At 58.7% G+C, this 12622-nt stretch carries 8 protein-coding genes; 1 reads left to right on the top strand and 7 read right to left on the bottom strand.

Annotated features, from left to right (window positions below; genetic code table 11):
• Positions 1–11: 11 nt before the first annotated feature.
• The 6 genes from C4S74_RS01150 to C4S74_RS01115 all read right to left on the bottom strand — a co-directional run bounded on the left by C4S74_RS01150 (position 12) and on the right by C4S74_RS01115 (position 11770).
• Positions 12–1199: an exonuclease SbcCD subunit D gene (locus C4S74_RS01150; protein ID WP_103993540.1), complete on the bottom strand. Its 1188-nt coding sequence runs from the start codon at positions 1197–1199 to the stop codon at positions 12–14.
• A gap of 78 nt (positions 1200–1277) precedes the next feature.
• Positions 1278–6059 carry a helicase-exonuclease AddAB subunit AddA gene (gene addA / locus C4S74_RS26895; protein ID WP_258042347.1) on the bottom strand — a complete coding sequence of 1594 codons (4782 nt, stop codon included), beginning with the start codon at positions 6057–6059 and terminating at the stop codon, positions 1278–1280.
• Positions 6056–9637: a helicase-exonuclease AddAB subunit AddB gene (addB, locus tag C4S74_RS01130; RefSeq protein WP_103993539.1), complete on the bottom strand. Its 3582-nt coding sequence runs from the start codon at positions 9635–9637 to the stop codon at positions 6056–6058. Before addB ends, addA begins: the two co-directional genes overlap by 4 nt.
• Before the next feature lie 123 nt (positions 9638–9760).
• Positions 9761–9985 carry a spore germination protein gene (locus C4S74_RS01125; RefSeq protein ID WP_103993538.1) on the bottom strand — a complete coding sequence of 75 codons (225 nt, stop codon included), beginning with the start codon at positions 9983–9985 and terminating at the stop codon, positions 9761–9763.
• 209 nt (positions 9986–10194) lie between these two features.
• A complete protein-coding gene (locus C4S74_RS01120) occupies positions 10195–10629 on the bottom strand; it encodes a GNAT family N-acetyltransferase (RefSeq protein WP_103993537.1) in 435 nt (144 codons plus the stop codon).
• Positions 10630–10846: 217 nt separating this feature from the next.
• Positions 10847–11770, bottom strand: coding sequence for an AEC family transporter (locus C4S74_RS01115; RefSeq protein ID WP_103993536.1), 924 nt, complete (start codon positions 11768–11770; stop codon positions 10847–10849).
• 122 nt (positions 11771–11892) lie between these two features.
• Here C4S74_RS01115 and C4S74_RS01110 point away from each other — a divergent pair, with 122 nt between their 5' ends.
• Positions 11893–12246 carry a hypothetical protein gene (locus tag C4S74_RS01110; RefSeq protein ID WP_103993535.1) on the top strand — a complete coding sequence of 118 codons (354 nt, stop codon included), beginning with the start codon at positions 11893–11895 and terminating at the stop codon, positions 12244–12246.
• Positions 12247–12314: 68 nt separating this feature from the next.
• On the opposite strand, the gene C4S74_RS01105 is transcribed toward C4S74_RS01110, so the two are convergent.
• The gene (locus C4S74_RS01105) at positions 12315–12590 is read right to left on the bottom strand and encodes a hypothetical protein (RefSeq protein WP_103993534.1); all 276 of its coding nucleotides are present in this window, start codon (positions 12588–12590) and stop codon (positions 12315–12317) included.
• Between the last annotated feature and the right edge of the window lie 32 nt (positions 12591–12622).

Below are 12622 nucleotides of genomic sequence, written 5' to 3'. Positions count from 1 at the left end.
TTCGCCTCCCTTTATTCGGCCTGCTCCGGGCCGTCCGAATGATCCTGCAGCAGCTCCATGAAGAGCTGCACGAGCTCGGGCTCGGGCTTGGCTCCGCCCGTCTGCCGCTCGTAGAAACGGCGGAACAGCTCATCCACCGGCAGACCCGCGCTCGACAGTGCGGCGGCTTCTTCCTCGGCCGGCTGCCGCTGCGGATAGACCGGTTTGATATGGATAAACCCGCCGTGCGCCTTGCGCAGGGCTTGAATGTCGTGCAGAGACATCGCTTCCGCGATATGAATTTCCAGGTCGATCCACGCGTTCGCGTCCCGGCCTTCGTCCAGCCAGCGGTGCACCTCCGCCAGCCCTTCCTTTGCTTTCCAGTTCACCAGCGGGCGGCCGGAGGTCAAATAAATTTCTTCGATCGAGGCCGGTTCCCCGGGCTTGACGTCCAGAACGGTCAGCGATTTGGCTTGTCCCGCTTCGGAAAAGCTGTAGGCAAGCGGAGAACCGCAGTAGCGGATAGGGCTCTGCGCTTTAAGCGTCTGCGGACGATGCAGGTGGCCGAGCGCCACATACTGCGCGCCGACATCGAGTGCCGACGTATCGACCGTGTACGCGCCGCCGACCTGAATCGGACGCTCCGATTCGCTTTCTTTTCCTCCCAGCACGTAGATGTGGCTCATGATCAGGTTCACGGTGTCGGGACGAAAGCCCGCCGTTTGAGCCTTGACCAGCTCGCCTACCCGCTCGGAGTAAGCTTTCCTGAGCACTTCTTCTCCGGCGTCGTCGCTGAGCAATTCGCCCAGCCTCGACTCGGACGGATACGGCAGCGCAAACAGCTTGGCCTTTTCCCCGGTTCTCGGAATTCCGATCTCCATGAGGCCCTCTTTCGGCAGCCCGATCAGGGTAATCCCCTGCGCCTTGGCAATCGGGGAGGACGCCCCCAGACGGTCGGGATGATCGTGGTTGCCCGAAATGACGACCACCTCCCTGCGTCCGTCCTCGGCCAGCCTGGACACGGCGTCATAAAAAAGCTGCTCCGCAGCGGCGGGCGGATTGACGGTGTCATACACGTCTCCCGCCAGCAGCACGAGATCGATGTTCCCTTCTCTGACAATACGGACGAGTTCGTCCACAAAAGCAACCTGTTCCTCGAACCGGCTCCGTCCTTCCAGGGTTCTCCCCAGGTGCCAGTCACCGGTGTGCAGTATGCGCATACCTATCCCCCAAATCTGATTGTATCTGTAAAAACGGCCGGTCCGCCCTTACCGAGCGGCTCGTCCGGCCTCTTTCGTTCAAATTTCCACCACATGCCCGCCGTCAAAGAAAAACAGGTACGTTCCCGCAAGCTTGCGCTTCCAGATTTTTTCCACCGCCTGCCCGTACAATCCGAGCTGAATCCGGTATCTTTCGCGCAGCGCTTCAAGGCCTGTGCCTTTAACGCGGTCCGTCTTGTAATCGAGCATGATCAGGTGGCCGTCATATTCGAACAGGCAGTCGATCACGCCCTGCACAAGCACCGTTTCCTGGCGGGTCGACGCATCCGCATTCGGGTAGACACGGCCGGCCGGAAGCCCCAGGCTGAAGGGCACTTCACGCCATACCCGGGTAGAGGCGGCAAGCTTCGAGCCGATATCCGTCCGGAAAAAGCCCGCAAGGATCTCCGCATCCACCGCTCTCGCCTGAGCCGGGGTAAGCAGTTCCTTATCGGTCATCTCCCGGATGACAGCTTCCACCGCCGCCGGAGTCACTTCCTTCAGCGGCATATGCTGCATGACGGCGTGATAAACGGTTCCCCGTTCCGCAGAGGTCAATTTCTTCTCCTCCATAAAACGGGGACGTCTCAGAAGCGACGTTCTTGCCGAGGAAGCGGCCGAAGGCGTACCCGGTATAGCAGCACCGGACGCAGCTTCGCCGTCTGCTTCATCGGGAGGATCAAACGGCTCGCTAGATGCTTGAGTGTCCTCTGCCGATTGCGATTCCTGCGCGTTCCATGCCGCTTGTGTGAGCTGCGGCCTTTCCCGGCCCTGCATGTTTCCTGCCGCTTGCGTATCCCGCGTGTCTTGCATGTCTTGCGCATCCCGCGTCTCTTGCGGCTCCTGTGCGTCCCACGTTTCTGCCGCTTCCCGCTCACGCCGTTCTGCCGCCCCTATAAGCGCAGGTCCGTCCATAAACGTCGTCAGACGGATAAGAGAATTCCCTCCGGTACGGTTCCCTTCCGTATCGCCTGGAAAAGCAGGCGTACCGGGCGAGTGCTCCCCGTTCAGCCGCGAAGCTTCCGCCGCTCCCGCCATTTTCAGCAGCCGGGTCGGCAGTATAAGTCCGCTCCCCGTTGCCGGCAGCAGCTCGGCCGACGGAATTTCTTCGTGATCGGAAGCCGTCGTACGGTCTGCCTGTCTTTTCAGCTCGGATACGGACGTTTTGGAAAAGTAAGCGGTCGCCTGGGCAAACGGATACGTCCACGACAGCGATTTCGCAAGCGCAACGTCCCATTCCCCGGTAAAAGTCGGCACCTTGTTCAGGTGCTTCAGCGCCTCCATCCGGTCCGCCTGAATCGTGACGGATTCGTCGGCTTTGCCCATAGCCGCCAGCTCCTCGGGCGCAATCACTTCAAAACTCCACTTGGAGCCGTCAGCCGCCAGCGCCGGCGGATTGTGTTCCAGAAGCCCGGCCTTCTCTCTCCACAAAGACGCATCCTTGTGCCGCATGAGAGCCGGCCCCAGCCAGTCCATGTAGCTTCGCGCACGCGCCACTTCGTCATCCGGAAGCGCCCAGCCGTTCTTCTCCAGGTGCCTGCCCCAGCCCTGGAGCTGCTTGTCCAGCGAGCGGACCGTTCCGAGCAGGAACAGCTTCTCCCGGGCCCGGGTCAGCGCCACATACAGGACGCGAAGCTCCTCGGCCAGCGTCTCGATGCGCATCCTGCGCCGGATCGCAAGCTGCGGAAGAGTCGGATAGCCGACCCGCAGCTCCGTATCCACAAAGCGCGGACCGAAGCCCAGTTCCTTGTGGATCAGGAACGGATCGAGCAGGTCGCGCTGGTTGAACATTTTGCCGAGTCCGGCCACGAAAACGACCGGAAACTCGAGTCCTTTACTCTTGTGGATGGACATGATCCGCACGACGTCTTCCTGCTCGCCCAGCGCCCGGGCGGTCCCTAGGTCGCCTCCGGTGTCTTTCATCCGCTCGATAAAGCGGAGAAACCGGAACAGCCCGCGCAGCGAGGTGTTCTCATACTGTCTCGCCCGGTCGTAGAGCGCGCGGAGATTCGCCTGGCGCTGCTGCCCTCCGGGCATCGCTCCCACGAAGTCGAAATAGCCGGTGTCCCCGTATACCTTCCAGATAAGACGAGCGAGCGCTCCCTGCCGGGCTTCGCTCCGCCACTCCTCCAGGCGCCGCAGAAAGTCCGCGATTTTGCCGCGCAGCTCTTCGTCCGGCTTCCACTCGGCAGCATCTCCCAAGCCGTTTCCGCCATCTGCATTTCCCGGGGGACGGCTTCCTTGGGCGTAGGCCCGGACCGCCTCGTAAAACGGGATATTTTTGCCGGATATACGCAGGGAAGCCAGTTCATCCGCCGTCAGACCGACAATCGGAGAACGGAGGACGCCCGCAAGCGGAACGTCCTGATACGGATTATCGATCACTTTCAGCAGGGAAAGCATGACTTCGACTTCCGTCGCCGTAAAATATCCTGTATTCAAATCGGCATAAGCCGGTATGCCTAGCTGTCTTAATTCTTCTATGAAAATCGGAGACCACTGCTGGGTGGCGCGCAGCAGAATAACCAGATCCCGATACGTGGCGGGCCTCATGGAACCGGACCGCTTATCGTACACGAGGTACGGCTGCCCGTCCTGCGGTTCCAGCATGGCCCGTATTTTGCGGGCGATCGCCCGGGCTTCCATCTGGGCGGTTTCCAGCTCCTGGCCTTCCAAAATGCCGCCCGGTTCGCCCTCCTGCTCCTCAGCCGGAATCTCCCCGGCCGCTTCCTCCCCATCGGTCTCATCCCCGGCGGACGCCTGTGCGGCGGCCGCACGGTCGATAAGCATCATTTCGACGGACAGATTCTGGCCTTCGGCCGCAGGATAAGACGCGCCGTTCACCAGCTCCGCCCGCTCGTCGTAAGCAATGTCGCCGACGCCCTCATTCATGATTTGCCGGAAAATAAAGTTGACGGCATCGACTACCTCCGCCCGGCTCCTGAAGTTCCGGGCCAGGTCGATCCGTCTTCCCGGACCCCTGCCGTCCCCGGTGAAGCTTTTGTACTTCTCCAGAAAAAGCCCCGGCTCCGCCAGACGGAAGCGGTAAATGCTCTGCTTCACGTCGCCGACCATAAAGCGGTTGCCCGGGAGCGGCTCGGCAATCAGCTCGACGATCGCTTCCTGGACGCGGTTCGTGTCCTGGTATTCGTCAAGCAACACCTCCGCAAACTGCTCCCTGTATTCAAGCGCCGCCCGTGAAGGAACCAGGTGATCCGGCGCAGACTCTTCGGCGCGCAGAATACGCAGGCAGAAATGCTCCAGATCGGCGAAATCGACCAGACCCTTGGCGGCCTTGGCCTTGCTGTAGCGCCCCCCGAAGTCGATAACGAGATCGACCAGCGCGTGAATGACGGGCGCCATTTCCCGCGTTTCCTCCAGAAACTTTTCCGGCGGCCGCCCGAACAATTCCTCCTGGAGAGAGGTAATGCGTTCCTTGGCCCGGCTGCGCAGCTGCTTCACTTGTTCCTGGAGCTGCGGATCCACTTCGTCTTTCTTGCACGGCTTGAGCTTGCCGAAAGACACGGACTGAAACGCGCGGAACAGGATCTCCCACGGGTAGTTCCCGGCGATATCCGCCAGTCCTTCGACCATGGTCAGATCATCCTGCACGGCTGTCGCGTAAGGAAGCGGGCCGCCCGGCTGAGCGGTAATTTCGAGAGCCTGCTTCAAGAGCTCGGCGGTCCCCTGAAGCTCCAGACGGACATCGTCGGTGAGCCCCTTAAGCCAGAACTCGGCTGAAGCGCCTGCCCCTTCCCCTTCGTTTTCGCTCCGTCCAGCGTTAACCTTATTGTCCGCAGCAAGCGCGCTTTCGGCCCCCTCGCTTTCGGAACCTTCGATACCTGCCGAAGAAGCCGCCCCGGTTGCCGCAGCTTCCGGCACCAGCTCCTGCGTCAGGCCCTCTGACTCCAAAGCCGCCGAAGTCTCCGCCCGCTCTGCCGCCATCCGTTCGGTCGTCTCCCTGCCGCCCGGATCGTCGGGATGCGTCCGTTCCGCTGCCGGATGCTGCACAGGTTCCACCTCAGTAGCCGAAGCGGCTTGCTCCGTGGTCCCTGCCGTAGCCGAATTAGCAGCCGCATCAACGGCCGCAGCCGCTTCCGCATACCCTTCGCTTACTTCCGCCAAGGCGGCCGTCCGCTCGTCTTCACCGGAAGCATCGCTTCCCGTGATCAGTTCGTAGTTCTTCGGCCCGAACATATTCGCCATCTCGCGCAGCCAATGTTCCGGCCACGGATGACTCCGCGACTCGTCGTACAGCTTCTGGATGAGCAGATGAAGGGGAACGTCGCTCCGCTCGCCGCCGAACGTATCGACCAGCCGCCAGAACGGGCTGTCTTCTCCGCTTTCCCCGTAATACTGCTCCATCATCTCTTCGAGCTGGTCGTGCCGCATCAGTTCCGCTTCCGTTTCGTTGGCGATGCGGAACCCGGGATCGAGCCGAATAAGGCTGTAGTGCCTGCGGATCACTTCCAGACAGAAGGAATGAAGGGTCGTCACGGAAGCCCGTCCCATCAAGGCGAGCTGCCGCTTCAAGTGCTGGGAATCGGGATGTGCCGTCAGTTCTTTCTCCAGCGCCTCCCGTATTCTCTGCTTCATTTCGGCTGCGGCGGCCTTCGTAAAGGTCGCGACGAGCAGACGGTCCACATCCAGGGGAGCAGCCTCGTCGGAAATGCGGCGGATAATCCGCTCGACCAGTACGGCCGTTTTCCCCGAACCGGCCGCAGCCGCCACAAGCATGTTTTGTCCACGCAGAGCAATGGCATCCCACTGCTCATCCGTCCACGTGCTTCCCGGAGGCTTTGTTCTCGGTGTCGTTGTCATCGGTCTTGCTCCTCCTTTCCGCTTCCCGTCTCTTTCCTGGTAAGCTCGGCCCAGACGCGCTCGCGTCCGATTTTGGCCAGATGTTTGGGCTCGTTGCCGTCCAGCGCCGGATCAAACTGGCACACCGCCTTGTAAGAACAGTGCTGGCAGGCCGTTTTATTGCCCGTGCGGTACGGGGTGATATCCACCCGTCCCTCCGTAATCTCCGTGCCGATATCGCGGATACGGTCCCGCACAAAACCGCGCAGGGTATCCCACTGCTCTTCCGAAGCGACGGAGGACGATTTATAAAAGCCCCCGTCCTTGGATAAGGCGGCCGGTACGAGTTGGGAGTGCCCCGCTGCGCCCGCAAGGTCGCTGTCCATCATTTTTACGATTTCCGGGTCCGCCATAAGGAGCCCTTTCATCTTGTAGCGCTTGCGCAGTTCTTTCTCCACATCCTGCACGGTCATGCCGTTCGTGAATTGCAGCAGAGGATTGTGCACATGAAAATACAGCACCCCTGCCGGTGTCGCGCTCATGCCGAGCCACTGGGGGGCATGGGTCAGAATCACGTCCAGATAGGTGAGCATCTGAAGAGACAAACCATAGTAAACACTGGACAAATCCAGTGCCGTCGGGCTTGACTTGTAATCGATCACGCGCAGCAGCAGACCGCTGTCTCCCTGCGCCTGGTCCACCCGGTCGATCCGGCCGATAATTTCCATCGTGCATCCGTTGTCGAGCTGGAAGGTCAGGGAGGGCAGCATGCCGCCCGGTCCGAAATCGATCTCCAGCCCTACCGGTGCAAACCGGCTGCGCTTCGCGTGTTCGCCCAGCATGACGGCCGCTTTGCCCACGACCTGCTTGAGCTTGTGGGAAATATACCGGTACCGCTTCGAGCTCAGAAGGATTTCGCCCTGCAGCCGTGGCGCAAGCCGGTCGACGACGTCGGATGTGCGGCGGTAGGTTTCTTCCGTGCTCAGACTCGCCCAATCGACCTTGTCCTCCTGAAGACCGCGTACGAACAAGTTGAGCGCGCCGTGAAACAGCTGCCCGATATCGGGAGCTTCCAGATGGAACACCCGGCGCTCTTTGAGCTTGAGGCCGTGCGTCAGGAAGTGGGCGAACGGGCATGCTACGTAGCGCTCCATCCGGGATACGCTCGCACGTAGATGACGTCCGTACAGAAGACGGCTCGTTTCCCGTGGCAGCTTGTCCTCCCGGTTGGCATAAAGCAGCCCCTGAACGAGGCGGTTCATGCTGCCTCTCCACTCCGGCTCTCCCGCAAAATAGTTGTAGGTGCCCCACCACAAGTCCCCGATGGCCGCTCCTCTCATCCACTGCTTCAGCTGGACTCCGAGGTAAGACATGGCCCGCGACGGATTTTGCATATAGGAAAGCTGCTCCTCTGCGGACATAAGCGGCGAAGGCTCGCCCATCCACTGGATTTCCCGCAGTTCCGGAAATAATCCTTTCACCTGCCGGATCAGTTCCGAAGGAAGCAGCGATTTGCCTTCTTCATCGGCAAGCGGGTAAGACAACGACAGCCGTACGCTCGGAACGGCAAGCGAAGAATAGATTAGGAAGGACTCGTCGAGCAGCCTCCGGCGGTTGCCGTCCGCCATCGGCAGTCCCGTCTGCAGCAGCAGCTCACGCTCCGCTTCGGCCAGCACGCCGTCCTCGGTCGGCGACGCCGGAATGACTCCGTCGCTAACGCCGAGTATGAACGCGTACCGGATTTTCATGGAGCGGGTGCGGTCCATGCTTCCGACCAGAACCTGGTCGAGCGCCGGAGGCACCAGACCGAGCTTGATGCTCTCCAGTCCGGTTTCCAGCAGCTCGCCGTACAGCTCGGCCGATATTTCTTCCTCGCCCATCAGCTCGACAAGCTGATCAAGCAGGTCCATCAGGCTGCCCCAGATCTGGCTGTGCTCCCGGGCTTTCTCCGGCCGGCCGCCTTCGGCCGCCTCGGCATACCACTGCTCCAGCCGCTCCGGCGCATGCACGTCTTCGAGAAGCTCGTACAGCGCCTGCGTGCGCGACTGGACCGTTTTGGCCCGTTTGAGATTTTTCTGAAAACGCAGCAGAGGCTCCGCCACCCATTCCCGGGTCTGCTGAATTTCCTGCAGATACAGCTCCTCCGCTTCATTCGCCGCCTTCTCCTCGTCTTCCAGCGAGGCCCGGCTGCGGTGCGTCCACGGCCTGCCGTCGGTCCAGCGGTTTCCCTGGATCCCGTAGGAAAGCACGTAATTCTCCAGGCGGTCCATCGCCGAACGCTGCTCCGTCAGCGTCTTTGCCCTGTCATCGGCGTCTCCGTTCCAAGGCAGGAGCAGGTCCGTTTTTACACAGCGGAATACCGCATCGTATCCCCAGTTATGCAAAACCGTCTCCAGAGCCGAGCGGATAAATTCCGCAAGCGGGTGATGCAGCACCGTTCTTTTCTGGTCAAAAAAGTGCGGAATCCCGTAATCGGTAAAAGCGGTCTCCAGCAGATCCTCATAGTCCGCCATATTGCGGACCATCACGGCCATATCCCGCCACCGCACTCCCTGTTCACGGGCCAGCCTCGTCATCTCGCGGGCAACGCCTTCGGCCTCGGCCCTGCGGTTGACGGCGGCATACAGCGACAACTGCTCCCGTTCGCCGGGTCCGGCCGGAAGATACGGGCTGCCGTAACGCCCGATTCGCTGCTCGAACGAGCTCTCCAGATGCGCGAGCATGGGACTTGCGGCAAACCGGGGCGGCAGGACAGGCTTAACGGTGACGGTTTCGGCCGGTCCGGCGCCTAAAGCATCCACCAGCTCCTGGAGCTGCACCATCGTCCGTGCCGTCGGGTGGAACAAATCCAGCTCGTCCGGAGTCTCTCCGGCATAATAAGGCCGGTTCACGCAGAGCGACACCGTGGTACGGTCACCGTGCTCAAACAGCTCCTTCACCACCATGAGCTCCTGGGGCGTAAAGCCGTGAAACCCGTCGATCCAAATCTGCGCGTCCCGAATAAGCGAAGACTGCCCGAGCTCTTCGGCCAGCTTGGATAGCGTTCCTTCCCCGTCGAGATAACGGAGCGAAATTTCGTGTTCGAAAGCCCCGTAAATCAATTGGAGATCCCGCATTTTATCCCGCAGGAGCTGCTTCTTACTGCCGAGAAAATCGTCGTATCTGTCCACATGCTCGCGGAGACTCTCTCCGGTCACGCAGTAGCGCCTCCACTCCGCGAACAGGTCATTAAGCCGGTCGACGAAACCCGTCTGCTCGTAGACCGACCGGTAAAAGCGCAGGTCGCCCTTCCGCTTATGTAAAAGCTTGTGAAGCAGCAGCTTTTTCCCGACTTCGTCAATCGGCTGGCGGGCCGTTCCGCCTCTCTCCTGCATCACTCTCCAGGCCAGACGGCGGAAGCTGAGCACCTGCGCGCGTATCGTTCCTCCCACGTCGGGATGGTCGACAAGCGCCAGCTCCGTCTGAAAGGTCGCCTGCTCGGGAACGATCAGAATCAAGGGCGGCCCCTCGGGCCGGTCCTTCAAGTTCTCTATAATTTCATCCATGCAGAGCTTGCTCTTGCCGCTCCCTGCACGGCCGGTTATAAAACGTACGGGCATTTTCGGGCACGCCCCTTTCGCCTTGTTACTTGCCCCATGGGGAATCTATGTTCTCTATCGCTCTATTGTACCATAAGTTGAGAGAGGGAAGGCAAGCGGGCGGACATGGGACTATTTCCAATTTTACACGGCGGCGGCGCTGTTTCCTTCAACGATATCACGGTCATTCGTAATGTTATTGGGAACGTTGGTAATGCTGCCGAAACTGTCACCCGGGGAGAACGAGTTGCTTCCTCCGTTCATTTTGTTGTTGCTGGACATCACGATATAGGCGGCATTTCCGATCTGTACATTAGAGCTGTTAGATACGCTGTTTATTTTGATGCTCCCGACAATTGAACCCAACATCCGAACCCCCTCCAAACCTGTTGGCCGTGTACTATTGTATGTATCCCCCCGCCCAAGTGTCACTTGGCTTTTCATTTCGTTACGGAGACGGCGGCGCACCCGCGGTCAGACACTTTTGCGCATAAAAAAAAGACGGTCCGGGGACCGCCCTTCTTACCACCTATATCCCGAAAAAGCACGCGCCGCACCTCGGAACGAGAGCGCTCCGCCTACTCTTCGTCTTCCGGCTCCGCCTCGTAGCGGCAGACGAATCTTTCGGTGCCGGGATATTTCTCTCCCAGCGAACTCACCGTAAATCCGATGCTGCGGTAAAAATCGACGGCGTCCTCGTCCGTCTCCGCCACGATTACCCGGGGCTTCTGGAGTTGAATCAGCTCCAGGATCTGCCCCCGGCCGTAGCCGGCTCCTCTGCACTCCGGATGCACGGCCAGATGATGGATCGTAAGCGTCCCTTCCGCGTCCGCCGAAAAGCCGATCAAGCCGATAAGGTCGCCTTCCGATTCGTAGCCGTACAGCTCGCGCTCCGGTGCCTGCCCGTAGAATTCCACCGTCTTGTCCACCGATTCAGGGTCCGGAAACACGGCATAGCCGAGCAGTTCCCTTACCTTCTCCTCGTCCCTCTGCGATTTTATGTTTTTGAGCATGGAAATTCCTCCATTCGTATCGGTACCATTCCGTAAAATAAGGACCTGTAAGTGTCCGACGTCTAATTTTGTCCTGCGTCCGGCTTATCCGCGCTGCCTCTTACAAGCATGCCTGTCCCGTCGTCAAGTATACGTGTGCACGGCTGTCCGGCTGACAAACCCCGCAGTTGTCCGGCATTCTTTTGCATCAAGCGTCCCGGGTTTACGTCCAGCCCGTTTATCCGATATAAGGCAGAAGGTAAATCACGAGCGTAACCGTAAACATGCTGAGCACGGTAGACATAAACACGGCCTGTGAAGAAAACTCGGGCTCGTTGTCGTACTCGACCGCGAGCAGGACACTGCTGAGGGAGGTCGGAACCGCGCACGACAGGACAAGCGCCTGCGCCATCACGCCGTGAAGTCCCAGCGCGTATACAACGCCGAGACCGATCAGCGGGCCCATGCACAGCCGCAGGAAATTGGACCAGAGCACGTCGGAGAACCGGAAAGACCATTTCATTCCGCCGAGCTGCACACCCAGGGTGAGAAGCGCCGTCGCCATAAAACCGTCCGCGATATAATGCAGCGGAATACTGAGCGGCTGGGGAACGGGAATCTGAAAATGGCGCAGAACGAAAGCGAGCGGAATCATATAAATCGTCGGCAGATAAGCGACCGTTTTCACAATATCTTTCCAGCTGCTCTTGTGCGCGTTTACGTTATATACACCGAGCGTATTGGGCAGCAGATTCTGCATCATCATCACGATCATTTGCACGGATAAGGTAAATGCATCCCCGACAAATACCATCTGATTGAGCGGAATCGCGTAATTGGCGCTGTTGTAAAAAATAATGCTGTTGCGCATGGCTCCTTTCATTCCGCCCTTGTACTTCCGGATGCGCACGAATATTTCGGTCATCACGGAAATAGCCGTGAAAAACAGGAGGAAGAACAGCAGCACCTGACCGAGAATCGCCACAGACAGCTCCGATTCGTACAGCTTGACGAAAACCAACGCAGGTGCAAACACGTAAAAATTTAATTTTGACAATGTTTTGATATCCAGGTGAAAAGCCCGGAACATCGCCGCGCCGATCAGAATCATCACGGCCAGCGGCACGATATTATTGAGAAAGATATGTATAAAATACGTCATGCTTTCATCACTTCTCGTCAGTTAGTCGGGAAAGATAAATCAGACAAATAAACCTATATATGGTAAAATGACCAGGAGTATTCGAAATCTATTCTCTTATAAGCAGGAAAGGAGGTAAACGAATGAAAAAAATCGTCATCCTGATCTTTGCCGTTTTTTTCGCTTTTTCCGCCAACGCATCGGCAGCCTATACGGCCGTCTCCCACGACCTGTACGTCAGCCAGGCTGCGCCGCACAAAGCGAGCGTAGGGCTGTGGAGTGCTAAGGACGAAATCGTCCAGCTAACGGTTTATTCCAAGAGCCCGAACGGTCAGCATAGCCCCGTCTTCTCCAAAACCGTAACTATCGGTCCGGCCGTTCCAAGCCCGGTAGAATTATCCGTAGGTTACTTGGCCCCGGGAACGTATGTTATCCAGGGAGAATTTCAAGGCAGTTACGGCAGTCTGGGTCCCGTCAGTCTTTATCCGTCTTTTTAAACGGACGCCGGAAAACGCAGCAACCACTGATCGTTTCTTCAGTGGTTGTTTTTTGTTTTCGCTTGTTTTTAATCGGCCTTCAGCGCTCTTCCTTTGTCATCCAGGAAAAATTTCGCCTTCCGCACGGTATCTTCTTTAATCATAACCACTCCTCTGACAGAAGGATCCGATTTATCGACTCTGGTTTCCCAGCCTTCCGTGTTCAACAGCTCCAGAATCTCGTCCAGGCTCATGGATTTATATCCGTAAAAGCCGCTGAGTCCGGCCCATTCTTTCAAAAGGACCTTAACCCGGTAATCCAGCTTGTCCAGCGACTCGGCGCCTGCGTTCTTTCTTTTACCCATCTTCATTAACTCCCCTGTTTGTACAAATTAAA

It is taken from the genome of Paenibacillus sp. UNC499MF, assembly GCF_900107975.1.
GTDB lineage: Bacteria > Bacillota > Bacilli > Paenibacillales > NBRC-103111 > Paenibacillus_F.
Note: the sequence above shows the minus strand (reverse complement) of the source record. Positions and strands in the feature narration are given on the sequence as shown.

Bases quoted from the DNA above. Each gene is read 5' to 3' on its own strand.
- C4S74_RS01120 (WP_103993537.1), bottom strand. From the start codon at position 10,629: ATGCTCAAAAACATAAAATCGCAGAGGGACGAGGAGAAGGTAAGGGAA.
- C4S74_RS01110 (WP_103993535.1), top strand. From the start codon at position 11,893: ATGAAAAAAATCGTCATCCTGATCTTTGCCGTTTTTTTCGCTTTTTCC.
- C4S74_RS01125 (WP_103993538.1), bottom strand. From the start codon at position 9,985: ATGTTGGGTTCAATTGTCGGGAGCATCAAAATAAACAGCGTATCTAAC.
- C4S74_RS01150 (WP_103993540.1), bottom strand. From the start codon at position 1,199: ATGCGCATACTGCACACCGGTGACTGGCACCTGGGGAGAACCCTGGAA.
- addA (WP_258042347.1), bottom strand. From the start codon at position 6,059: ATGACAACGACACCGAGAACAAAGCCTCCGGGAAGCACGTGGACGGAT.
- C4S74_RS01115 (WP_103993536.1), bottom strand. From the start codon at position 11,770: ATGACGTATTTTATACATATCTTTCTCAATAATATCGTGCCGCTGGCC.
- addB (WP_103993539.1), bottom strand. From the start codon at position 9,637: ATGCCCGTACGTTTTATAACCGGCCGTGCAGGGAGCGGCAAGAGCAAG.
- C4S74_RS01105 (WP_103993534.1), bottom strand. From the start codon at position 12,590: ATGGGTAAAAGAAAGAACGCAGGCGCCGAGTCGCTGGACAAGCTGGAT.